This is a genomic window from Bradyrhizobium sp. USDA3516 (assembly GCF_057651995.1).
This window is the reverse complement of the sequence record NZ_JBYGYN010000006.1, coordinates 262569-286592: the sequence shown is the minus strand read 5'-3', so window position 1 is coordinate 286592 and position 24024 is coordinate 262569. Positions and strand designations below refer to the sequence as shown.

The 24024-nt window shown below is 64.7% G+C and carries 22 protein-coding genes; 17 read left to right on the top strand and 5 right to left on the bottom strand.

Translation table 11 applies throughout. The features are described 5' to 3' along the window. Window positions 1-301 precede the first annotated feature (301 nt). From AC24YW_RS20775 to AC24YW_RS20745, 7 genes are all read left to right on the top strand, one after another. A complete protein-coding gene (locus tag AC24YW_RS20775; protein ID WP_487484456.1) occupies window positions 302-1435 on the top strand; it encodes an alpha-hydroxy acid oxidase in 1134 nt (377 codons plus the stop codon). A 28-nt stretch (window positions 1436-1463) separates the two neighbouring features. Next, window positions 1464-2087: an HAD family hydrolase gene (locus tag AC24YW_RS20770; protein ID WP_487484455.1), complete on the top strand. Its 624-nt coding sequence runs from the start codon at window positions 1464-1466 to the stop codon at window positions 2085-2087. A gap of 157 nt (window positions 2088-2244) precedes the next feature. Next, on the top strand, window positions 2245-2448 hold the full coding sequence (locus AC24YW_RS20765) for a hypothetical protein (RefSeq protein WP_487484454.1): 204 nt from the start codon (window positions 2245-2247) through the stop codon (window positions 2446-2448). 219 nt (window positions 2449-2667) lie between these two features. After that, on the top strand, window positions 2668-3876 hold the full coding sequence (locus AC24YW_RS20760) for a molybdopterin molybdotransferase MoeA (RefSeq protein ID WP_487484453.1): 1209 nt from the start codon (window positions 2668-2670) through the stop codon (window positions 3874-3876). 175 nt (window positions 3877-4051) lie between these two features. Continuing rightward, complete coding sequence (lexA, locus tag AC24YW_RS20755; RefSeq protein ID WP_036009965.1) at window positions 4052-4753, top strand: transcriptional repressor LexA; 702 nt, start codon at window positions 4052-4054, stop codon at window positions 4751-4753. Between the two features lie 398 nt (window positions 4754-5151). Next, window positions 5152-5586, top strand: a complete 435-nt coding sequence (locus AC24YW_RS20750) for a hypothetical protein (RefSeq protein ID WP_487484452.1) — start codon at window positions 5152-5154, stop codon at window positions 5584-5586. Window positions 5587-5790: 204 nt separating this feature from the next. After that, on the top strand, window positions 5791-6732 hold the full coding sequence (locus tag AC24YW_RS20745; protein ID WP_487484451.1) for a GAF domain-containing protein: 942 nt from the start codon (window positions 5791-5793) through the stop codon (window positions 6730-6732). 6 nt (window positions 6733-6738) lie between these two features. Here AC24YW_RS20745 and AC24YW_RS20740 read toward each other — a convergent pair whose 3' ends face one another. The 4 genes from AC24YW_RS20740 to AC24YW_RS20725 all read right to left on the bottom strand — a co-directional run bounded on the left by AC24YW_RS20740 (window position 6739) and on the right by AC24YW_RS20725 (window position 11615). Beyond that, window positions 6739-9018 carry a ComEC/Rec2 family competence protein gene (locus AC24YW_RS20740; protein ID WP_487484450.1) on the bottom strand — a complete coding sequence of 760 codons (2280 nt, stop codon included), beginning with the start codon at window positions 9016-9018 and terminating at the stop codon, window positions 6739-6741. A 96-nt stretch (window positions 9019-9114) separates the two neighbouring features. Then, complete coding sequence (locus tag AC24YW_RS20735; RefSeq protein ID WP_487484449.1) at window positions 9115-9348, bottom strand: DUF2171 domain-containing protein; 234 nt, start codon at window positions 9346-9348, stop codon at window positions 9115-9117. A 193-nt stretch (window positions 9349-9541) separates the two neighbouring features. Continuing rightward, a complete protein-coding gene (locus AC24YW_RS20730; protein ID WP_487484448.1) occupies window positions 9542-9928 on the bottom strand; it encodes a nuclear transport factor 2 family protein in 387 nt (128 codons plus the stop codon). Window positions 9929-9938: 10 nt separating this feature from the next. After that, on the bottom strand, window positions 9939-11615 hold the full coding sequence (locus AC24YW_RS20725) for a glutamine--tRNA ligase/YqeY domain fusion protein (protein ID WP_487484447.1): 1677 nt from the start codon (window positions 11613-11615) through the stop codon (window positions 9939-9941). Between the two features lie 157 nt (window positions 11616-11772). On the opposite strand from AC24YW_RS20725, the gene gltX reads away from it, so the two are divergent. The 9 genes from gltX to AC24YW_RS20680 all read left to right on the top strand — a co-directional run bounded on the left by gltX (window position 11773) and on the right by AC24YW_RS20680 (window position 21440). Further along, complete coding sequence (gltX, locus tag AC24YW_RS20720; RefSeq protein WP_487484446.1) at window positions 11773-13200, top strand: glutamate--tRNA ligase; 1428 nt, start codon at window positions 11773-11775, stop codon at window positions 13198-13200. A 145-nt stretch (window positions 13201-13345) separates the two neighbouring features. Beyond that, window positions 13346-14647, top strand: coding sequence for a citrate synthase (gltA, locus tag AC24YW_RS20715; protein WP_487484445.1), 1302 nt, complete (start codon window positions 13346-13348; stop codon window positions 14645-14647). Window positions 14648-14831: 184 nt separating this feature from the next. Continuing rightward, a complete protein-coding gene (locus AC24YW_RS20710; RefSeq protein WP_487484630.1) occupies window positions 14832-16004 on the top strand; it encodes an ROK family transcriptional regulator in 1173 nt (390 codons plus the stop codon). A gap of 59 nt (window positions 16005-16063) precedes the next feature. Next, window positions 16064-17350 carry an ABC transporter substrate-binding protein gene (locus AC24YW_RS20705; RefSeq protein ID WP_487484444.1) on the top strand — a complete coding sequence of 429 codons (1287 nt, stop codon included), beginning with the start codon at window positions 16064-16066 and terminating at the stop codon, window positions 17348-17350. Further along, window positions 17347-18267 (top strand): carbohydrate ABC transporter permease, encoded by a 921-nt coding sequence (locus AC24YW_RS20700; protein WP_487484443.1) that lies wholly within the window; start codon window positions 17347-17349, stop codon window positions 18265-18267. Before AC24YW_RS20705 ends, AC24YW_RS20700 begins: the two co-directional genes overlap by 4 nt. Continuing rightward, complete coding sequence (locus AC24YW_RS20695; RefSeq protein ID WP_198399728.1) at window positions 18260-19117, top strand: carbohydrate ABC transporter permease; 858 nt, start codon at window positions 18260-18262, stop codon at window positions 19115-19117. Before AC24YW_RS20700 ends, AC24YW_RS20695 begins: the two co-directional genes overlap by 8 nt. A gap of 25 nt (window positions 19118-19142) precedes the next feature. Further along, the gene (locus AC24YW_RS20690) at window positions 19143-20252 is read left to right on the top strand and encodes an ABC transporter ATP-binding protein (RefSeq protein WP_036044282.1); all 1110 of its coding nucleotides are present in this window, start codon (window positions 19143-19145) and stop codon (window positions 20250-20252) included. Next, window positions 20249-21016: an SDR family NAD(P)-dependent oxidoreductase gene (locus AC24YW_RS20685; RefSeq protein WP_487484442.1), complete on the top strand. Its 768-nt coding sequence runs from the start codon at window positions 20249-20251 to the stop codon at window positions 21014-21016. Before AC24YW_RS20690 ends, AC24YW_RS20685 begins: the two co-directional genes overlap by 4 nt. 106 nt (window positions 21017-21122) lie before the next feature. Then, entirely contained in the window at window positions 21123-21440 is a 318-nt protein-coding gene (locus AC24YW_RS20680; RefSeq protein WP_487484441.1) for a hypothetical protein, read from the top strand. A gap of 41 nt (window positions 21441-21481) precedes the next feature. Here the strand turns inward: AC24YW_RS20680 and AC24YW_RS20675 are convergent, their stop codons facing one another. Further along, window positions 21482-21919: a hypothetical protein gene (locus tag AC24YW_RS20675; RefSeq protein WP_487484440.1), complete on the bottom strand. Its 438-nt coding sequence runs from the start codon at window positions 21917-21919 to the stop codon at window positions 21482-21484. Window positions 21920-22172: 253 nt separating this feature from the next. Here AC24YW_RS20675 and AC24YW_RS20670 point away from each other — a divergent pair, with 253 nt between their 5' ends. Further along, window positions 22173-23996 carry an adenylate/guanylate cyclase domain-containing protein gene (locus tag AC24YW_RS20670; RefSeq protein WP_487484439.1) on the top strand — a complete coding sequence of 608 codons (1824 nt, stop codon included), beginning with the start codon at window positions 22173-22175 and terminating at the stop codon, window positions 23994-23996. The last annotated feature ends 28 nt before the right edge of the window (window positions 23997-24024 follow it).

The window sequence follows — 24024 nt, the reverse complement described above, 5'->3', positions numbered from 1 at the left end:
GAAGGTGCCCTTTTGCTTGGCGTTTCTCTTGAGGCCGGCAGACGCCATGCAAATGGCGATCCAGCCCACCTCTCACAATACCATTCCGGTTTCTTCAAGGCCGGGATGCCACGCCGGCGGATACATCGAAGAAATCCCTTCGCCTTGGCCTAAACTTTTGGCAACGTTCCGAAACTGTTTCGAAGCAACACGACACTGGTCGGGCCCCGACGCCTCGCAGCTATGCGATTTTAGGATGGTTTTGGAGGGCCGGACGCGATAGGCGATGGCGACAAGACTTCAAATTCTCGGGAGGACAACAATGAATGAAGCGCCCCGCATCCGGCAGGAACGGAACGTCGAGCTCGGCGCCAGCGACGAGCCGTTCCAGAACCTGCACGAGTTCATCCGGAAGGCGCGCGTCAACCTCAACCAGAATGCCTGGGACTACATCGTCGGCGCCGCCGAGACCGAGACCACGATGCGGCGCAACCGCATGGCGCTCGACGAGATCGCCTTCCGCCCACGCGTGCTGCGCGACGTGCGCAGGGTCGATGGCAGCGTCGAGCAGTTCGGCCGCAAGCTGCGCCTGCCGGTGGTGCTGGCTCCCGTCGGCGCACTCGAGATCTTCGATCCGGATGGCGCGGCGAGCGTCGCGCGCGCTGCAGGCAGGTTCGGCGCGGCGCACATGCTGAGCTCGGTGTCCGAGCCCGGCCTCGAGGCGACCGCCGAGGCTGCCCCCGATGCCTTGCGTCTCTATCAGCTCTATGTCCGCGGCGACGATACCTTCGTCGCCGACGTCGTCAGCCGGGCCGAGAAGAACGCTTACGCCGCCTTCTGCCTGACCGTCGACACCGCCCATTACAGCCGTCGTGAACGTGACATCGCCAAGCGCTACGTTCGCGAGAGCCGCCTGCGCGCCACTGGCGGCGATTTCCAGAAGGGCCTGGAGTGGCGGACCGTGAAGATGATCAAGGACAGCTTCAAAATTCCGCTGATCCTCAAGGGCATCGCCACCGCCGAGGATGCGCAGATCGCGCTCGATCACGGCGTCGAGTGGATCTACGTCTCCAACCATGGCGGACGCCAGCTCGACCACGGCCGCGGCGCCATGCACGTGCTGCCGGAGATCGTCGACGCCGTGAAGGGCCGCGCCAAGATCATGGTCGACGGCGGCTTTTGCCGCGGCACCGACATCGTCAAGGCGATCGCGGCGGGCGCCGACCTCGTCGGCATCGGCCGGCTGCAATGCTGGGCGCTGGCGGCAGCCGGCGAAGCCGGCGTCGCGCGGATGCTGGAGTTGCTCGAAGACGAGGTGCTGCGCTGCCTCGGCCTTCTGGGCGCCACCTCATTCGCCGAGATCGACAAATCCTGCCTACATCCGGCGACCGCCACCAACGCGCCCAGCGTGTTCAGCGCGTTCCCGCTGTTCGATCACGAGCCCTATCGTTACTGACGCGCCACACTGACGTGAAAAGGACGCAATGACATCGCTCTCTCCCGGCAGCGCGGATGCGCTGCTGTTCGACCTCGGGCGCGTGGTGCTCGACATCGACTTTTCCAAGGCGATCGCCTGCTGGGCGGGACATGCCGGCTGCCAGCCCGAGGCCATCATCGCGCGCTATGTGCGTGACGAGGCCTACCGGTTGCACGAGATGGGCAAGATCAGCGATGCGGACTATTTCGCCTCGCTGCGGTCCTCGCTCGGGATCGGCATCTCGGATGCGCAATTCCTGGAAGGCTGGAACGCGATCTTCGCCGGCGAGATGCCTGATATCGCCGAGCTGCTGCCGCGCGCGGCGAAGCAGATGCCGCTCTACGCCTTCTCCAACACCAATCGGCCGCACGTCGACTATTTCTCAAAGGAATATGCCGATCTGCTCGGCCATTTCCGCGAGCTCTATCTGTCCTCCAGCATCGGCCTGCGCAAGCCGGATGCCGAGGCCTTCGACCATGTCGTCGCGGCGATCGGCGTGCCGGCCGAGCGCATCGTATTCTTCGATGACCTCGCCGAGAACATCGAGGGAGCACGGGCGCGCGGCTTGACCGCCGTGCATGTCACCTCGCCGCTCGATGTCGGGAACGCATTGAAGGCGCTGGGCATCTGAGCCGCGGACAGCCCGGAGCGCGATCACTCCCGGAACAAAATTTGCCGAAAATGTGGAACCCGCTCCCTTTGTGCATTTTTATACAGAGTTCCGGGAACGGAATACCACCTTTCGGACTCATGAGTCCGTTGGGGACTTCTACATTGGACTGATCGACGTGCTGGGCAAGACCTATCTCACCAAGCAGGCTTCTCTCCTGCTCGAATTCGCCAGAACCACCTCCGATTCTGACCTCTCCGCCAAGCTGATCAGCAAGGCCGCCGACCTGAAATCCCAGGCCGATCCGCTGCCCGACAAGGATCAGGGTCCCAAGCCGCCCGACGTCGCGGATTTCAGTCCCGGCGATCCGACGGAGCGTTGACCGATGCTGGCCGTGGCGCTCGTCATTGTCGTCCTGGCCATGGCGATCCTAGTTCCGGTCTATCTCGCCTTTCTCATCATGCCGCGGCGGAGTTGAGCTGACCTCCTCCACCCCGCGATCACGCAGGATAGATCATCCCCCGTGCTGCTTTGCCTCACGGCTGCACTCGGCTAGAACTCTCGCCGCCCATTGACTGATGTGCTCAGCAGGAGTTCGCCCGTGGCCCTGATGCCGGTTTCTGACGCGCTCGCCGCGGTGCTGGCCGGCGCAGAGCCGCTGGCTGAAGAGAAGGTTTCGCTCGACGAGGCCTATCATCGTGTGCTCGCCGGCGACATCGCGGCGCGGCGGACGCAGCCACCGGAGGCGATGTCGGCGATGGACGGCTATGCCGTGCGCGCGGCCGACGCGACGATCGATTCCAGGCTGACCGTCGTCGGCGAGGTGGCGGCGGGTCGGCCGTTCGCGGGACGCGTCGGCCCCGGCGAAGCCGTGCGGATCTTCACCGGCGGCGTCGTTCCCGACGGCGCCGATGCCGTCGTGATCCAGGAGGACACGGCTGCCGACGGCAAGCATGTCACGATCAAGGAAGCCGCCATTTTCGGCCGGCACATCCGCGCTGCAGGCATCGACTTCCGTGAAGGCGACGTGCTGCTGCGCAAGGGAATCCGTCTCACCGAGCGCGATCTCGCCCTCGCCGCCGGAATGAACCATCCACATCTCGCCGTCGTCCGCCGCCCGAGGGTCGCGATCCTCGCCACCGGCGACGAGCTCGTGATGCCGGGCACCGCGCCTGGTCCCGGCCAGATCGTCTATTCCAACGGCTATGCCCTGCACGCGCTCGCCCGCAGCGAGGGCGCCGAGACCATCGACCTCGGAATTGCCGCCGATACGCTGGAGGCGACCTCCGCCGGCATCCGCCGCGCGCGCGAGGGCGGCGCCGACATCCTGATCACGACCGGCGGCGCCTCGGTCGGTGACCACGATCTGGTCCAGCAGGCGCTCAAGGGCGAAGGCATCGCGATGGCGTTCTGGAAGATCGCGATCCGGCCCGGCAAGCCGATGATGCACGGGAGGCTCGGCCCGATGCGCGTGATCGGCCTGCCCGGCAATCCCGTGTCGTCATATGTCTGCGCCTTCCTGTTCATGGTGCCCTTGATTCGCGCTCTCGCGGGCCGTTCAGCGATTCATCATCAGCGCGAGCGCGCCGTGCTGGGCCGCGATGTCGCCGCCAACGACCAGCGCGAGGACTATCTGCGTGCGCGGCTGGAGGTGCGCGACGACGGCACGCGCGTCGCCCTTCCCGTCAGCCATCAGGACTCCTCCCTGCTTGCGAATCTCGCTGCGGCACAGGTACTTCTCGTGCGGGCTCCGTTCGCCCCCAAGGCCGAGGCCGGCACGCCTTGCGAGGTGCTGCGGCTCCCGGCCTGAGCTGCGAGCCACACGCATTCCGCGAGCTTGGCCGCGTTCACCGTAAATTAAGCAGTTGCGGAACACATATCGAACATATAGTGTCCGTTCATGATTTGTTTCGAGGATGTAGCGGCCTAGTGCCGACTTCATCGTGTCGGAATCGAACGACATCAACCGGGGGACTTTGGTCGAGATGTTGACGCGCAAACAATACGAGCTTCTGCGGTTCATCAGCGAGCGTCTGAAGGAAAGCGGCGTGCCGCCGTCCTTCGACGAGATGAAGGATGCGCTCGACCTGCGCTCGAAATCAGGCATCCATCGCCTGATCACTGCGCTCGAGGAGCGCGGCTTCATTCGCCGCCTGCCCAACCGTGCCCGTGCCATCGAGGTGATCAAGCTGCCCGAGCTCCAGGCCGCCGCCGGCAATCGCCGCGGCTTCACCCCGAGCGTCATCGAGGGCAATCTCGGCAAGGTGCGCGCGAGCTCCAGCCCGCCCGCGGACGAGGGCGAGCGTCCGGTCGCGGTGCCCGTGATGGGCCGCATCGCCGCCGGCACGCCGATCGAGGCGCTGCAGACCCGCAGCCACACCATCAGCGTACCGCCGGACATGCTCGGCTCGGGCGAGCACTACGCGCTCGAAGTGCGCGGCGATTCGATGGTCGAGGCCGGCATCCTCGACGGCGACATGGCGCTGATCCAGCGCAACGAGACTGCCAATACCGGCGACATCGTGGTGGCATTGATCGACGACGAGGAGGCCACGCTCAAGCGCTTCCGCCGCCGCGGCGCCTCGATCGCGCTCGAGCCCGCCAATGCCGCCTACGAGGTCCGCATTCTTCCGCCGAACCGCGTGAAGATACAGGGCAAGCTGATCGGGCTTTACCGGAAGTACTGATACGGGAAGTCTCAAGCGCCTCGCGCGCTTCGATCGGCATCGTCGATCCAGCATCGGAGCGGATGCTTGTTCGCTCCGGCCGGACGGTTTCTCTGGTTCTGCGCCGACTGTCCGGCCCTCTTCCCGCGCGACATCCGCCGCGCGACATCCGCCCATGCAGGCCCGCAGCCATTTCTGCTTCGCCGGCAGAGTCGTGCCGGCCGTGCCGATAGCTCCGGCCGAATGCAAGGACGCGAGGTTTGTTCCTATTGAATCCGGGAAAGATAATGTGATCGCGCGCTGCGGACGCGAGCCGCAGATTTGCCCATAACCGAGCAGAGCGTTGCAGGCTTCCACTCTGATAGAGGCCTGCGCCTCGAAAGAGACGCGGGTCGCTATTCCAGCATGAGGAGCACCCGATGTGTGACTACAGCCTGCATGCCGTCGCGACGCGCCCCGCCGAGGTCGGCGAGACGATCGTCACGACAACCTTCCGCGGCACCTCGACGCGCGGTTTCGCTTCCGAAGCCGATCTCTCCGTCGCGGTCTGTCTGCTGCCGGGGACGGAGCTCGCTTTCGCCGACAACGTCCGCTACGACAACCGCTGGATCTGGACGCGCACCGTGAACTCCCGCGTCGGCAAGTTCGGCAAGATCGACCCGCACATTCCCGATCGCCATCATGACGCGATCGAATTCCCCGACGGCAAGTACGTGCTGGTGACGCAGCTCGTCGAAGGCCAGCGCGCGACCGTGCTGCAATTGCCGGTGACGCAGCCAGCCCCCGAGCGCGAGCACAAGCCGCAGATCATCGCCGACACGCGGCCCACGATCACGCGCCTGCCGATCGGCTGACGCCCATCGGCCGAAAGGCCGAGCCCGGGATTGAAATTGCCGTCGCCGGCCGAGGCCGGCGAGCCCGGTGGGTTTGTGTTTCAGGACATTCGATCGGTAAGCCCGTCGCCGCACGAAGTTTGGGCCGTCCTGCCTGAATTTTGAACGTCCGCTCCGCAGCCAAATGACCGATGCTGTCGTGGTTCGAGGCGGCGGACACGCTCGATGAAGACCTTTATTCGCGTCGTTGAACTCTGGATACCCGACCGGACGCGCATGCGGCTGGAATTCGGCGGCGGCCTCTACGGTGAAGGGCTGTCCGCGTTCAAGGCCGTCAGCGAAGAGCTGCACTTCGGATACGACGAGGGACTTCCAGGCAAGGCCTGGGCCTGTGGTCACCCCGTCATCCTCACGAAATTCGCCAACTCCTATTTCAAGCGGACCGATCAGGCCGCTGCGGCCGGCCTCACCTGCGGCGTGGCGGTGCCGGTGTTCGCGGGCGAATTCCTGCAAGCCGTGCTGGTGCTGTTCTGCGGCGACGACGAGGCGCATGTCGGCGCGATCGAGCTCTGGCACAACGATCCTGATCTCTCGCACGAGATGGGGCTCGTCGATGGCTATTACGGCACGGCGGACATGTTCGAATTCAACTCCCGCCACACCAGATTTCCGCGCGGCTTCGGCCTGCCCGGACGCACCTGGAAGGCGGGCCTGCCGCTGATCATCAAGGACCTGCACGACGCCAAGAGCTTCCTGCGCTGGGAGGACGCCGCCAAGGTCGGGATCAATCTCGGCGTCGGCGTGCCCTACCGAACCGGCACCGACCAGACCTGGGTTCTGACATTCCTCTCCGCGCAGGCAACGCCGATTGCGCGACGCTTCGAGATCTGGGTCCCGAACGAGGCCCGTTCGGCGCTGGTCTTTCGCGCCGGCGATTGCAGCGCGCAGACCGACCTCGCCGCACGCTATGCGGCGCAGTCCATCGCCAAGGGGGAAGGCAGCATCGGCGGCGCCTGGGCCGTCGGCATGCCCGCGCTCAACGACGATCTCACCAGTGACGGCTCGATCGCCGGCTCCGAAGCCCGCGCAGCCGGGCTGAGCCGAATGGTGGCCCTGCCGGTCATCGGCAACGGAAGGCTTGACGCGGTGCTGGCCTGGTATTTGTGATCCGCGTCAATCGTCGGCCTGCAAGTCGGCCTCCGATGGCGTTGCGTCCCGGTTGCGGGGTACGGCCGCCTTCGGCACGAGGCTGCCGTCGAAATCCCCCTCGCCGGCGCCGGCCGGCAGCCAGGGACGGCTTGCTCCCCTCGCCCTCACCACCTGCACCGAAAACCCCTCTCCGCTGCGCGTCAGAGCCAGTGCGCCCTGACTGGCAAGACGGGCCCGATCGACCACCATCGCCGCGCAATCGGACGGCGCCGGCCGCGCCGTCACCACCAGCGCGGCGCGGCTGCAATCATCGGCCAGCGCGTCGATGCGCGTCGCTAGCGCGATGAGCCGTCCGTCCGCGAGCGGCGCCACGCAGCCGGACTCGTCGCACGACACCCCGCTCGCCAATGAGGCGTTGCCGGCATCGCGCGGATCGGCATCGGCAGCCAACCACTCTTTCAGCAGGAAGCTGTCCTTGCCGGCGCGGATCACATGCAGGCGCCCATCCCCGCCCCGGACCGCGACGCTCGCACCATCCCCGGCAATCAGGATGTCGGGCTGCCGCACCGACAGTCCCCAGAGGATCGCTGCCAGCAGCACGAGGGCGCCGGACCAGCGCAAGGGCGTGCGCAACAGGCCCATAACAATGAGCCCGAGGCTCGCCGCGACCAGCGGCGCGATCCCGAAGGCAGGAATGCGGCCGACCGCGCCCGGCAGGGCCGCCACCCAGCGCGCGACCAGGACCATCCACTCGATGCCGATTCCCATCAACCACCAGAACACGCCGTCGAGCCCGAAGGGCGCCGCGAGCAGTCCGAGCAGCCCGGCCGGCATCACAAGCGCCGAGACCACCGGCATGGCGCCGAGGTTGGCGAGCACGCCGTATGGGGTCACGCGATGGAAGTGGAAGGCGGCGTATGGCGTGGTCGCGAGCCCCGCGATCAGCGAGGCCAGGAACAGCATCGCGATCTCGCGGCCGCCCCACAGCGCGATCCGCGCCGTCGCGGAATGATCGGGCGAGGCGAGCAGGTTCGGCATGCCGATCTGTACCAGGGCCACCAGCCCAAGCGTTGCCGCAAACGACATTTGGAAGCTCGGATGCACCAATGCCTCCGGCGCGACCGCGAGCACGATCAGCGCCGCCACCGCCAGCGTGCGGAAGGTGATGGCGCGGCGGTCGACCATCACGGCGATCAGCACCACCGCCGTCATGAAGAACGATCTTTGCGTCGCGACCTCCGCGCCCGACAGCAACAGGTAGAACGCGGCCGCCACCAGCGCCGCGGCCGCCGACCATTTCTTGATGGCAAAGCCGGCCGCCAGCCCCGGGATCAGGGCCAGCAGCGCGCGCACCGCGAAGAAGACGACGCCGGCGACGACCGCCATGTGATAGCCGGAGATCGACAGCACATGGCCGAGGCCCGAGACGAACATGGCATCGTTCACGGGCGCGGTGATCGCATCGCGCCGCCCCGTGAGCAGCGCCGTTGCGATCGCCCGGTTGTCGCCTTCGAGGGTAGCGCGGATGCGCGCATCGATCGCATCGCGCAGGTCTTGCATGAAGGCGGCATAGCGCAGCCGCAGGCCGCCGGCACCCGGCGGCGTGGACGCCGTGATCGCGCCCATCACGAAGCCGGAGGCGCCGATGCCCTGGAAGAACATGTCGCGCGAGAAATCATAGCTGCCGGGGCGCACCGGCGAGATCGGCGGCATCAGCCGCGCCTTCAATTGCACGAAGCTGCCGACCTCCGGCGCCGTGCCCTTGCGAACCGAGAGGCGAACGCGCTCGAGCTTGACCTCGCTGCGCTGCGCCTCCATCGCGCTGACGCGCAGCACGAAGCGATCGGTACGCTCACGGATGTCGCGCGCTTCGACGAAGCCCGACAGCGACACCGAATAGAGCGGCTTGGCCAGCACGGGATGAGCGATGCGCGCCGTCTTCCAGGTCGCCATCGCAAAGCCGGCGGCGAGCGCCGCGAGCATGATGGCAGGCGCAAACAGCCGGCTCCGCCGCAATAGCACCGCACCGAGCATCAGCGCGACGGCCGTCGCGGCAACCACAGACAGCACCGGCTCATGATCGGCGGAGAAATAAAGCGCAATGCCGCCGCCGAAGGCGACCGGCACCCACGGCAACAACCGGCCAGGCCCGGCCTCGGCACGCGCCCATTGGCGCACCGTTTCGACGATGGCCGGCCAGATGCCAAGGCCCGTCGGCGCAAAGCCGCCGGTCGGGGTAGCGCGGCCGACCGGCCACGTCCCCGCAACTCCCTGGGAGCGTCCTGGCCGCCCCGGCTCCACCATTCCCCTGCACCTTACGATACGCGACGGTTGCGGAGGCTACCGGACCGTGCGGCTGCGCGAATAGCGGTACAGATCGGGAACGAGCGATGGAGCGGTCTACTTTTCCTCTTCCATGGTCACGGCAACGTCCGCCTTGGCGGACAGCCGCACCTTGTTGCCTTCGACATCGGCAACGAGGCCCTTGTCGATAAAATGATGATGGCCCTTGTGGCTGCCCACGCCGCTGTCCTTCTTGGTCAGCTTGATACGGTTGCCTTCGACGCGATCGACCGTGCCGATGTGGACGCCGTCGGCGCCGATCACTTCCATATGCTCTGCGATGTTCTGCATGGCGGAATCCTTGTTTGGAGCCACCTCAACGCTCGGAGAGAGCTTCGGTTCGTATCCTTCCGTCATTTTGGGGCGCGCCACTTGGCGCGAGCTATGATGCGCAATTTGCGCATCTGAGAATCCATAACCACGAACTGGAGTTATGGATTCCGGGCTTGGCCCTTCGGGCCATTACGGAATGACAAAAGCGCCATCAGATCAGCGGCGCCTGCGACGAGGCGTGGTGATTGACGATCTTCCAGTCGCCGTCCTCGCGGATGATGACCCAGCTCATCTTGACGACGAGATCGTCCCGCTCGCCGGCGAGATCGAACGTGATGGTCGCGGCCATGTTGATCAGATCAGGACCTGCCTGCGCGGCGTTGACGTCGGAGAAGGTCGCGCTCGGTCTGCGCCAGCGCGGCAGGCCGTTGAAATAGTCGGCAACGCCCTTCCGGCCGCGATAGAGCTTCGGGTTGGAGCCGAAGAAGAACGCGTTCCTCGCATAGAGCGAGGACAGCGCGGCCGCATCGAGTACAGAGAAGCCGGCGCACCATTTCGCGATGATGGCGGAAACGATGGTGTCGGCCTCGTCGCTCATGCGCTTTGCCTCAGCCCTTCGCGACTTCTTTCGCGAACGTGTCGCGCAGGCCGATGGTGCGCGAGAACACCGGCTTGCCGGGCGTCGAGTCCTTGTCGCGCACGAAATAGCCCTGGCGCTCGAACTGCATCGGCTCGGTCGCATTGCTCTCCGCGACGGACGCCTCGACCCGCGCCTCAGTGAGGATCTCCAGCGAGTTCGGATTGAGATCGGCCGCGAAATTCGAAGCATCCGGGCTGGGACTAGCGAACAGCTGGTTGTAGATGCGGATCTCCGCCGGCTTGGATGCCGCCGCCGGCAGCCAGTGCATGGTCGCCTTGACCTTGCGGCCGTCGGGCGCGTTGCCGCCCTTGGTCGCGGGATCATAGGTGCAGCGCAGCTCCACCACCTCGCCCTTGTCGTTCTTGATCACGCCGGTGCACTTGACGAAATAGGCGTAGCGCAGCCGCACCTCGTTGCCCGGCGACAGGCGGAAGAACTTCTTCGGCGGATCCTCCATGAAGTCATCCTGCTCGATATAGAGCTCGCGGCCGAACGTGATCTTCCGCGTGCCGGCGCTAGCGTCGTCGGGATGGTTGATCGCCTCGAGCTCCTCGGTCTGCCCTTCCGGATAATTTTCGATCACGACCTTCAGCGGCTTCAACACCGCCATGCGCCGCTGCGCCGTGCGGTTCAGCTCTTCGCGGATGCAGAACTCCAGCATGCCGACATCGACGACGCTGTTGGCCTTGGCGACGCCGATGCGCTTGACGAACTCGCGAAGGGCCGCCGGCGGCACGCCGCGCCGGCGCATGCCCGCCATGGTCGGCATGCGCGGATCGTCCCAGCCCGCGACATGGCCGTCGCGCACGAGCTGGGTCAGCACGCGCTTGGACAAGAGCGTGTAGGTCAGGTTCAGCCGCGCGAATTCGTACTGATGCGGCTGTGAGGGCACCGGCAGCTTCTCGATGAACCAGTCGTAGAGCGGCCGGTGGTCCTCGAATTCCAGCGTGCAGATCGAATGGGTGATGCCTTCGATGGCGTCCGACTGGCCGTGGGCATAGTCATAGCTCGGATAGATGCACCATGCGTTACCGGTGCGCGGATGGTGCGCATGCAGGATGCGGTACAACACGGGATCGCGCAGGTTGATGTTGCCCGCGGCCATGTCGATCTTGGCCCGCAGCACGCGCGCGCCGTTGGGGAATTCGCCCGCCTTCATGCGGCGGAACAGGTCGAGATTCTCCTCCACGGAGCGTTCGCGGAACGGCGAATTCTTGCCGGGCTCCGTCAACGTGCCGCGCGAGAGGCGGATCTCCTCCTGGGTCTGGTCGTCGACATAAGCAAGGCCGTCGCGGATCAGCTGCTCCGCCCAATCGTACAGGCGATCGAAATAGTCCGAAGCGAAGAACAGGTTCTTGCCCCAGTCGAAGCCGAGCCAGCGCACGTCGGCCTGGATGGAATCGATATATTCCTGCTCTTCCTTGACCGGATTGGTGTCGTCGAAGCGCAGGTGGCAGCGACCCGGAAACTCCTGGGCGATGCCGAAGTTGAGTGCGATCGACTTGGCATGGCCGATATGCAGATAGCCGTTCGGCTCCGGCGGGAACCGGGTCACGATCTCCTTGTATTTGCCCTGGTCGAGGTCGGCCTGGATGATGTCACGAATGAAATCGCGCCCAACCTCAGCTGCCACCGGTTCTGTCATTTCCGAAAATCCTGTAGCGAAATCAGCGGTCCTTCTGCCAAATTCGCGTGGCCGCGCCAAGAGCTTAAGCTGGGCACACCAGGTCCGCCGTCGCCCTTTAGTTATGTCCCGTTCCTGCTATACACCACCGCCTTCCAATGCATAGGCCCTGCCAAGAATGTCCGATTCCGTCGTCACGCGCTTTGCTCCCTCGCCGACCGGCTTCCTCCATATCGGGGGTGCCCGCACGGCGCTGTTCAACTGGCTCTATGCCAAGAAGCACGGCGGCAAGATGCTGCTGCGGATCGAGGACACCGACCGGGAACGCTCCACGGAGGCCGCGATCGGCGCCATCCTCGACGGGTTGAAGTGGCTCGAGCTCGGCTGGGACGGCGAGGTCATCTACCAGTTCGCCCGCGCCGCCCGGCACCGCGAGGTCGCCGAGCAGCTGCTCGCCGATGGCAAGGCCTACCGCTGCTACGCCACCGCCGAGGAGCTTGCCGCCATGCGCGAGAAGGCGCGCGCCGAAGGCCGCACCCGCCTCTATGACGGCATGTGGCGCGACCGCGACCCGGCGACGGCGCCAAGCGACGTCAAGCCCACCATCCGCCTGCGCGCGCCGCAGACCGGCGAGACCGTGATCGAGGACCAGGTCCAGGGCCGCGTGGTCTGGCAGAACGAGAACCTCGACGATCTCGTCCTGCTGCGCGGTGACGGCAACCCGACCTACATGCTCGCCGTGGTGGTCGACGACCACGACATGGGCGTCACGCACGTGATCCGCGGCGACGATCACCTGATCAACGCCGCCCGCCAGAAGCAGATCTACGATGCGATGGGCTGGGCGCTGCCGAGCATGTCCCACATCCCGCTGATCCACGGCCCGGACGGCTCGAAACTGTCCAAGCGGCATGGCGCGCTCGGCGTCGATGCCTACCGTGCCATGGGGTACCTGCCGGCTGCGCTGCGCAACTACCTCGTCCGGCTCGGCTGGAGCCACGGCGATCAGGAGATCTTCTCGACTGAGGAGATGGTCGACGCATTCGATCTCGCCAGCGTCGGCCGCGCCGCCGCCCGCTTCGATTTTGCCAAGCTGGAAAACCTCAACGGCCACTACATCCGCCATAGCGACGATCACTCGCTCGTGAGGATGTTCGAGGACGTGCTCGACCACATCGTGCCGAGCCGCGACGAGATCAAGGCCAAATTGAACGACACCACGCGCGCGCAGCTCCTCAAGGCCATGCCGGCCCTCAAGGAGCGCGCCAAGACCTTGATCGAGCTGATCGACGGCGCCCATTTCATCTTCGCCGACCGGCCGCTCGCGCCGGATCCCAAGGCGCAGGCGCTGCTGACGCCCGAGAACCGCAAGCTGATCGGCCAGCTACATTCCGCGCTGGAGAAAGTCGAGACGTGGAGCGGCGCCACCACGGAAGCGGCGCTGCGCGCCTTTGCCGAGGAAAATAGTCTCAAGCTCGGCGCGGTTGCCCAGCCGCTTCGGGCGGCGCTCACCGGACGGACGACGTCGCCTGGTATATTTGAGGTTTTGGACGTGCTGGGACGCGAGGAGAGCCTCGGCCGGCTCGGGGATCAGTCTACGACGTAAGTCGACCATGCGTGCGGCGATCTTGCAGCGCACATAGCAATAATATACCCATCTCCCCCACATTCTGGAACATCCGGCCTGCCCCCCATGGTCGCCCTGGGGGTCTCCGGCTCCGGCCCGTTTCACCACACATCGGGGACCTCTGATGGACGCAAAAGAAAGCCCAAAGACCGCGACGCTGACGGTCGGAAACAAGAATTTCGATCTCCCGATCCTCAGCGGCAGCGTCGGGCCTGACGTCATCGATATCGGTAAGCTCTACGGCCAGTCCGGCCTGTTCACCTACGATCCGGGCTTTACCTCGACCGCGAGCTGCCAGTCCAAGATCACCTATATCGACGGCGACGCGGGCGTGCTGGAATACCGCGGCTACCCGATCGAGCAGCTCGCCGAGCACGGCGACTTCCTGGAGACCTGCTACCTCCTGCTCTACGGCAACCTGCCGACCGCCGCGCAGAAGAAGGATTTCGACCACCGCGTGACCCATCATACGATGGTGCACGAGCAGATGGCCCGCTTCTTCCAGGGCTTCCGCCGCGACGCCCATCCGATGGCGATCATGGTGGCGGCCGTCGGCGCGCTTGCCGCGTTCTATCACGACTCTACCGACATCAACGATCCGAAGCAGCGCATGATCGCCTCCATGCGCATGATCGCGAAGATCCCGACGCTGGCGGCGATGGCCTACAAATACACCGTCGGCCAGCCCTTCGTGTATCCGAAGAACTCGCTCGGCTTTGCCGAGAACTTCCTGAACATGTGCTTCGCGGTGCCCTGCGAGGACTACAAGGTCAGTCCGGTGCTCGCCGACGCGCTGGAGAAGATCTTCATCCTGCACGCCGACCACGAGCAGAACGCCTCGACCTCGACGGTGCGTATCGCAGGCTCCTCGGGCGCCAACCCGTTCGCCTGCATCGCGGCCGGCATCGCCTGCCTCTGGGGCCCGGCCCATGGCGGCGCCAACGAAGCCGCGCTGAACATGCTCTATCAGATCGGCACGGTCGACAAGATCCCCGAGTTCATCGCCAAGGTGAAGGACAAGAACTCCGAAGTCCGCCTGATGGGCTTCGGCCACCGGGTCTACAAGAACTACGATCCGCGCGCCAAGATCATGCAGAAGATGTGTCATGCCGTGCTCAAGGAGACCGGCCATGGCGACGATCCGATGCTGAAGGTGGCGATGGAGCTCGAGAAGATCGCGCTCAGCGACCAGTATTTCATCGACCGCAAGCTCTACCCGAACGTCGACTTCTATTCGGGCATCACGCTGAAGGCGATGGGCTTCCCGGTCTCGATGTTCACCGTGCTGTTCGCGGTCGCCCGCACCGTCGGCTGGATCAGCCAGTGGAGCGAGATGATCGAGGATCCCCAGCAGAAGATCGGCCGCCCGCGCCAGCTCTATACCGGCGTCGCCAAGCGCGATTACGTGTCGATCGACAAGCGCTGACGTCAGGCCATCACGGCTTCGAAACGGCGTCATCGAAAGATGGCGCCGTTTTTGTTTTACGCCCGCAGTTTCCTCGTGCTGCCGCGCACAACAACAAGTCCGTGCTCACGGCGGCAAGCGCCTTGACAGTCGAAACGCTCCGCGCGCATTCTTACTCTAAGTAAGAATGACGACAGGGACGGAAATGCCGGAGCAGCCGAGAAGTCGGCGGCAGACGCGCGCTGCCATTTTGACCCATCTGCTTCAGTCCGGCGGCTCGTTTCGTCCGCCACTGGCGAAGGCCGTGCGCCTGTCGGAAGCGAGCCTGTCGCGCATCCTGCTCGACCTGAAGGCCGAGGGCCTGATCGAGGAAATGCGGCGCCCTGCCCCTTACGTCGGCGGACCGACCGGTCTCGTGTCCCTCGACGGCGCAGTGGCGCTGGCAGCCTTCGAGCTGACGGCGCAGCGGCTCAGCGTCGGGGTCGGCGGCCTGTCGGGCGAGCTGCACTACACCGAGCGTGTGCCGCTCCCGAAGACGCCTGACGTCGAGACCGTCGGCCGGGCATTTCGCGAAGCGATGAATTCGTTGCGCGACTGGACGCGGCGCCGCCGGATCACCCTGTCCCAGATCGGCGTCTCGATTCCCGGCCTCGGCCGTCTCAGCATATCGGCCAATCCGATCATTCCCTGCGACGTTGCTCGCATCGGCTACCTGTTCGGCGAGATGTTCGCGGGCGTGCCGCTCGAATTTACCAATTCGGTCGTCGCGCATGCCACCTTTCACCGCTGCCGCACGGAAAACTACCCGTTCAACGACACTCATCTGTTCGTGCTCGTCAGCCACGGCGTCGCCGGCGCCTGGATGGATGATCCGGCCGAGGCAGACTCTCTGCAGCCGATCGAGCTCGGCCACATGGTGTTCGGGCCTGACGGACCGCGCTGCCGCTGCGGACATTACGGCTGCGTCGAGGCCTATGCGTCGATTCCCGCGCTGGCTGAGCTTCTCGGCGTTTCCGAAACCGAGCTGCTGCAGCTCGGCAACGAATGGGTCAACACGGTCCCGATCTCATCGCGCGTGCGGCAGGAGTTGCGCCGGCGGCTGTTCCGGCTCGGGCTTGCGATCGGCAATACGCTGAACGTCAAGCCGTGCGGCGGCGTTGCGATCAGCGGCTGGCCGTCGCTTCTCTCGGAAGAGGATCGGAAAGCACTGGTCGATGGGATCGACGCCTGCCTGCTGGGCGGACGCAAACTGGCGCAGGTCTCGCTCGCCTTCGTGCCGCCGTCGACGGGCAACGACCCGCAGGCTGCGCTCGCCTTCGCCGCCTTTTGTCTCGCCAGCCGTGGCGGCATGCCCGCGGCCTCGACGGAGGCGGCCTGACATGCGCTGAGCCTGAATCGTCCGCAAGGGCGAAAGATTTCACACCGGGAGGAACTGCCATGCCGATCACAACAACAAGGCGTCGTCTGCTCGCTGGATCTGCTGCCGCGCTCGCATTTCCGCACCTTGCTCGCGCGCAAGGCGCGGCCAAGCCGCGACTGACCGCGATCTCGCAATGGTCGGCCGGCAGCGACGGGGCGGCCATTACGGCACTCGGCAAGAAATTCGAGGAGAAGGGCGGGGTCTGGCAGCACTCGCCCGTCCCAGGCTTCACCACGGAGATGATGAACAAGCTGCGGGCCCAGATCATTGCCGGCGATCCGCCGGCCTGTTCACAGCTCAAGGGGCCCGAGATCGCGGCCTGGTCGAAGATTGCTCCGACCGTGGATCTCGACAGCGTTGTCGCCGCCGCCGGATATGAGAAGGTGGTCGCGCCGGACCTTGCAAAATTGCACAAGCCGGGAGGCAAGTGGATCGCCCTGCCGCTCCAGATCTACAGCACCAACATGCTGTTCCTCTCCAAGCGCGGGATGGACAAGGCCAAGGCCGACAAGATTCCCGTCACCTGGGCTGATTTCAACGAGCTTGCCGACAAGATGAAGTCGGCCGGAATGAACTACCCACTCGCCAATGGCGGCACCCGTCCCGATGACGGGCAAAAATTCGAGGCTTCCTTTGCCGGCATCAGCCCGGCCGCATATCGCGCGGCGATCATGAACCTCGACAAGAAGGCGCTGGAGGGGCCCGAGATCAAGGCTGCCTTCGCACAAACCCGCAAGATCGCCGACTGGTGCGACCCCAATGTTGGCGCACAGCCTTATGCCACCAATCTGAAGCGCTTCATCGACGGCGACATGGGCATGATGATCCAGGGCGGATGGGCGCAGGGCGTGTTGCGCAACGCCGGGTTCAAGTTCGACGATTTCATCATCGCGCCCGGACCCAGCGACAACGGCAAGCCGGTCTTCCTCTTGAATGCCGATGCCTTCATCTTCTGGCAGCGCAAGGAGCCTGACTTGCAGGCCGGCCAGATGCTGATGGCCCAGCTCGTCATGGATCCGGCGATCCAGACCATGTATTCGCAGATCACCGGATCGATCCCGGTGCGCACCGATGTCGACCTCTCTGGCGAAGGCTGGTCGGACGGCCAACGGCGGACCGCAGCCGCGCTGAAGGACGCGGTCGCCAACAATCAGGCCGTCCTCAGCCTCGCCCATAACATGGCGCAGCAAAACGGTCTGACCGCCGCGATGATCGACGTGCTCACCGAGTACGTGAAGAACAAGACGATCAAGCCGGAGCAGGCGGTCACTCGTCTTGCCGATGCCGTCGAGGGTGCGCGTTGACCGACGTGGTCGCAACAGCAGCGCGGCCGGCGACGCCCGACTGGGTGCGCCGGCTGCCCGAATATCTGATGATCTGGGTGCCGCTGCTCCTGTCCGCGGCGCATCTCGTGACGTTTTCGCTCTGGACGATCTGGATCTCGTTCACCCCCTCCACCCTGATCCCTGTTACGGGCTGGGTGGGTCTGCGCAACTATTCGGCGGTCCTGGCGAGCCGGAACTGGCAGATCGCCTTCGACAATCTGCTGCTGTTCGGCAGTGCTTTCGTGCTGCTGAGCTTGATGACCGGTCTGCTGCTCGCGATCCTGCTCGATCAGCGCATTCGCGGCGAGAACGTGCTGCGCTCCATCTTCCTCTACCCCCTGGCGGTGTCCTTCGTGGTCACCGGCACGGTCTGGAGCTGGCTGCTCAATCCCGGCATCGGCATCCAGAAGCTCGTTCACGACCTCGGCTGGACATCCTTCAGGTTCGACTGGCTGGTCGACCGCGACATGGCGATCTGGACCATCGTCATCGCCGCGATCTGGCAATCCTCGGGCTTCGCCATGGCGCTCTTTCTCGCCGGTCTCAGATCCGTCGACGCCGACATCATCAAGGCGGCGCAGATCGACGGCGCCGGGCCGATTCGAATCTACCGACGCGTCGTCTTGCCCACACTCTGGCCGATCACGATCACCGTGGTTGTGGTCCAGCTGCAATTTGCGATCTCGGCCTTCGATCTCGTCCGCGCGCTGACCAATGGCGGGCCTGGAATCGCGACCCAGCTGCCGGCGCTCGTCGTCTACGACCTCATGTTCCAACGCAGCCAGCTCGGCCGCGGCGCGGCAGCGGCGGTGCTCATGCTGCTCATTCTGCTCGCGGTGCTGCTGCCTTATGCAGCCTGGCGTTATGTCCGACAAAGGCGGACCACCCATGCGTGAGCGAACCTTCGCGCCGAGCCGGCTTCTGATCTATCTCGTCGTGTCGCTGGTCGCGGCCGCCTATCTCGCGCCATTGGTTGTCGTCGTCCTGAACTCGCTCCGCAGCAACGAGGAGATCGCGCAGGCCTCGATGATCGGCTGGCCGCAACAATGGGCCTGGAGCAACTATGCGAGGGCGTGGAGCGGCTTCTGCGTCGCCGAGACCTGCGCCGGCATCCGGCCCTACATGCTGAATTCCGCGCTCGTCACGATTCCGGCGACGATCATCTCGACCCTGCTCGGCGCAATCGCCGGTTACGCCGTGTCGCTCTGGCGTTTTCGCGGCGACAACTGGATCTATGGCATCGTGACGCTTGGCCTGTTCCTCCCCCAGCAGATGCGCCTGTTGCCCTGGACCATCGTGCTGCGGGACGTCGGCCTCATCAATACGCTGACCGGGCTCGTGCTGATTCACACCATTCAGGGGCTCTCCTTCACCACGCTGTTCTGCCGCAACTATTACGTCGCCGTTCCCCACGAATTGATCAGGGCCGCGCGGATCGACGGCGCCGGGTTCTTCCGCATCTTCTGGCGCATCATCCTGCCCCTCTCCGGGCCGATCCTGATCGTCACGGTGATCTGGCAGTTCACCCACATCTGGAACGAGTTCCTCTATGGCGTGACGTTCACCACCGGCCAGCAGCAACCCGTCACCGCAGCTCTCATCGCGCTGTCCGCCGCAATCGCCGATATCCCGCAGCATGGCGTGCAGAGCGCAGCGGTGATCATCGCCGCGCTGCCCACGCTGTTGATCTACCTGCTCGGCGGCAAGTACTTCGTCCGCGGCCTGACTGCCGGCGCCGTGAAATGATGGAGTTGCCGTCAATGGAGTTGTCATGGCAGCACTGAGCATTCGCGCCCTGTCCAAGCGCTACGCCAATCTGGAGGTGCTGAAGGACATCGCGCTCGACATCGAGAGCGGCGAGTTCACCGTGCTGGTCGGCCCGTCCGGCTGCGGCAAGTCGACCCTGCTCAACATCGTCGCCGGGCTCGACCGCCCGAGCGCGGGAACGATCGAAATCGGCGGACGCGTCGTCAACGACGTCGCGCCGAAAGACCGCGACATCGCCATGGTGTTCCAGTCCTACGCGCTCTATCCCTCGATGACGGTGCGCCAGAACATCACCTTCGGCATGGAATGCCGTCACGTTCCCAAAGCCGAGCAGGACGCTGCGGTCGGCAATGTCGCAAAGCTGCTCCAGATCGAGCCGCTGCTCGGCCGCAAGCCCTCGCAATTATCCGGCGGCCAGCGCCAGCGGGTGGCGATGGGACGCGCGCTGGTGCGCAATCCCCTGCTCTTCCTGTTCGACGAGCCGCTCTCCAATCTCGACGCCAAGCTGCGCGTCGAGATGCGGATGGAGATCAAGCGGCTGCACCAGCGCATCGGCGCCACCATCGTCTACGTCACCCACGACCAGATCGAGGCGATGACGATGGCGACACGGATCGCCGTGATGCATCAGGGCAGCGTGCAGCAATTCGCCGACCCCGATACCGTGTACCGCTATCCCGCCAATCTGTTCGTCGCACGCTTCATGGGCTCGCCGCCGATGAACACCATGCCGGCGCGGCTCGAGGCCGAAAATGACGGGCCGGTCGTCGTGATCGGCGCGGGGCGGCCCGACGAGCTTCGTCTGCGCCTGAGGGGATATGACGCCGCAGCCCCCTTCGTCGGGCGCAAGGTGGTGTTCGGAATCCGGCCGGAATGCATTGCCGAGGGCAGCCGCACGTTTTCCAGCGAAGCGCCCGTCCTCGTCGAGGCGCCGGTGGAATTGGTCGAGCCGACCGGTGCCGAGACCATGGTGTTGCTGCGGCTCGGCGGCGAGCCCGCGATGGCGCGTGTCTCGCCGGATATCCGCCCCGCGCCCGGCACGTCCGCCGCCTTCGCGCTCGACACCCGCCGCATTTGCCTGTTCGACCCCGAGACGGAGCGCCTGATCGCATGACGAAGACGACCTATTCCAGCCTTGCCGGCCGCGTGGTGTTGATCACCGGAGGCGCCAGCGGCATCGGCGCCGCCTTCGTCCGGGCCTTCGCAGGCCAAGGCGCCCGGGTCGCCTTCCTCGACATCGACAAGGACGCCGGCGCAGCCCTGGCGCAGGAAGTTGCGGCCTCGTCCGGGCCCCCGCCGCTGTTCGTGCCCTGCGATCTCCTGGACATCGATGCCCTGCGCAGCGCGATGGCAGCGGCCCAGCGTTCACTCGGCGATGCCGCCGTTCTCGTCAACAACGCCGCCAATGATCAGCGCCAGGTTCTCGCCGAGGTCACGTCAGCCGAGTTCGACTGGATGATCGGCGTCAATCTCAAACACGTCTTCTTCGCCGCGCAAGCGGTGGTGCCGCAGATGCAGGCGCGCGGCGGCGGCTCGATCATCAACATGTCCTCGATCGCCTGGATGCGCGGCGCGCCGGCGCTGCCGGTCTATGCCGCGGCGAAAGCGGCGATCGTCGGCTTCACCAACTCGCTGGCGCGGTCGGTCGGTTCCGACCGCATTCGCGTCAACGCGATCGCGCCGGGCATGGTCATCACCGAACGTCAGCGCCGCCTGTGGTATCCGGACGATCGGGTCATTGCCGAGATACGCTCGCGCCAGGCGGTGCCCGATGCGGTAACGCCCGAGGACATCGCGAACATGGCACTGTTCCTCGCCTCCGACGAAAGCCAGCGCATCACCAGCCAGTGTTTTCGGGTCGATGGCGGCCTTGCCTAGGACGGGCACCGATCGCAAGACGTGATGTTCGACAATCGTGATTGGAACTAGGAAACCTTGGGAGGTTCGCGCGTTTAGGGGCCGGAGCAAGCCGTAGAGGATAAGCATGCGAACAGCAATTCTCGCACTGATTGTAGTTGCCGGAAGCGCAGTGACCTTCCAAGCAACGGCCCAACAGCAAAAGGCCGCACCCAGTGGGCAGACCAAGGAGGAGATGAGCCGCGACGTAGACCAAGAGCTCAAGGCCGGTCAGCCCAACGAGCAGATGCAGCGCGATGCGGACAAAGGAATCAAGACCCGCAACTCCGGAGAGTCAGGATACGTGGCCGATCAGGACAAGCCGGCCGCTTCGGCGCATCCTCCGGGCCGACCGGGAAGTGAGCAGACCACCGGTTCGGGTGGCCAGACCGGAACTCCGAAATAGAACTTGTGGAGTGCCTCACAGGATTGTAGCGGTGAGAATGCTCATGTGAGCTCGTCCAACCACCTCTGAGCCAGTTTCGGCTCACCCGGAGTGTTTGAAAGGCGAGAGCCCGTCTGCAGGAAACGTGCATGAAGCGCGAAGGGCTCCAAACCGCATTTGTCGCGCAGGCGTTCGATTTTTGAGCCCAATTCGAGCAGTTCCTCCCTTGCCGGGCTGCGCAAGCCGACCCGATCATACGAGCCGAAGAGCCCCCATTCTCCCTTGGCGCACGCTTGCAAAGCCAGGAGAAGCAATTCGCCATATGCAGCTTCAAAGGCCGCGAGCTGCCGTTCGTAAGAGGCTCTCATCGGCTCGAACAGGTGGTTGGCGAGCTGAATAAGCTCTGTGAGGGGGCAATGCTTGATCCCAAAGACATAGACCGCATTCTCAACGCCCTGAGCAAAGCAGAAATTTGGATCGAAGGAGACTGAAGTCCGCAATGGGGTCGCAAGCCGGCGATCGCGGCTATCGACCAGGCCGTTTCTGTCGCACGCGCCATAGGCGGTTGCCGTTTTCGCCAGAGAATCGCAACCTGCCTCCTGACCGTATTCACGGGCTGGTTGCGAAAATGAGGATTAGTCTATTTGCGCGAAACAACCGCGGCTTGTGAAACCCGGGAAAACAGGCTTAGCTAAGGGAACAGCGTCCAAACGGCGGCGAGGACCCACGCATCAGAGTGACCAGGGATACACTATGGCCATCCCCCGTGAACCCGATGCCAGCCCGAGACCCGACGCGCTTGTAGGGCCGGGCGCCGTGCAAGAGGTTGCTGCTGGTCAGCGCAAGCTGGTGGCCGTGCTCGCGGCCGACATTGTCGGTTACAGCCGATTAATGGAAGCGGACGAGGAAGATACCCACAAGCGGGTCCTCTCGCTCCGCGCGACAATTATCGACCCGACGATCGCAAAGCACAGGGGGCAAGTGATCAAGAACACCGGAGACGGCTTTCTTGCGGTGTTCGACAGTGCAAATGACGCCTCCCACTGCGCGCTTGCAATTCAGCACGGCGCCAATGCGATGTCGGCGGAAGAACCGGAACATCGCTTCATCAGTCTCCGGATGGGAATCAACGTTGCCGACGCGATCTTTGAACGGGAGGATATTTATGGCGACGGCGTGAACATCGCCGCTCGGCTTCAGACCTACTCCGAGCCCGGCGGCATCGTCGTCTCGGGTGCTGTCGCGGATCAGATCAGTGAACAGGCCGGCGTCTCCGTCGTCGACTTCGGCGAGCTGCATCTTCGGAATCTGTCGCGCCCCGTCAAAGCGTTCGGGCTGCGCATCGAGCGTTCACCGCATCCGGTGGCAGATAGTCCAATCAGAGCGCAGGGCCGGCCATCCATCGTCGTTCTGCCATTCCGCAATCTTGCCAGTCAGGATGACGCCTATTTCGCGGAGGGGATTGTCGACGAGATCATTCACGCGCTTTCCGCGCTGAAGGAGCTGTTCGTGATATCGCGCGGGTCGACGCTGGGTTATGGCAGCGAGATCATCGATGTCCGCGCCATCGGTCGCGAGCTGGGCGTGCGCTATGTGCTCTACGGCAGTGTTCGCCGCTCCGGCGGACGGCTGCGTATCAATACCGAGCTCAACGATACCGAGTCGGGCAACATCATCTACTCCGATCGTCACGAAGGCGAGCTCAGCGAGCTGTTCGCACTGCAGGAGCAAATCTCGACGCGCGTGGTCACGACGATCGCGCCACATGTTCGCGAGTGGGAGCGTGCACGGGCTCTGCGCAAGCATCCGCAGAATCTGACCGCCTACGATCTGGTTCTCCAGGCGCTGAGCTATCTGTACCGCATGGACTATGACTCGTTCTCGCGGGCGCGCGGATTGCTGCAGCAGGCCATCACGCATGACCCCACCTATGCGCCGGCCTATTCCTACCTCGCATACTGGTACATGTTCAGGGTCGGCCAGGGCTGGTCCACCGACGCCGCGGCCGACAGCATGGAGGCGTCGCGCAATGCCGCCAAGGCAATCGAGCGCGATGGCAACGATGCGCTCGCGCTGGCGATCGACGGTCACGTGCATTCGTTTCTGTTCAAGGATTTCGAGACGGCGACCCGCCTGTTGGACCGCGCGATCACGGTCGGTCCCAATTCGGCCATGGCATGGACGATGAGCAGTGCGACCTGCGGCTATCTCGGCGAAGGCTCGACCGCCGTCTTGCGCGCCGAACATGGCTTGCGCTTGTCGCCGCTGGATTCACACGTGTTCTGGCACGAACACCTGCTTTCCCAGGCCCACTACATCAACGGCAATTTCGATGAAGCGGCCGCCTGGGGTTGGCGAGCGGCGAAGCATAATGAGCGCTTCACCTCGAACTTCCGCATCCTCGCAGCCAGCCTGGTGGCCATCGGAAAGTTTGAAGACGCGCGCCAGATCATGCAACGCCATATGCTGGTTGACCCGAATTTCCATTTGCAAGCCTGGGCGGACCGCACGCCGCTCAACGCGGCCACCCGCGACAATCTTCGACAACGACTCAAGGCGGCAGGATTTCCTGACTGAGTTTTTAGCAAGAGATAGGCGGCAAATC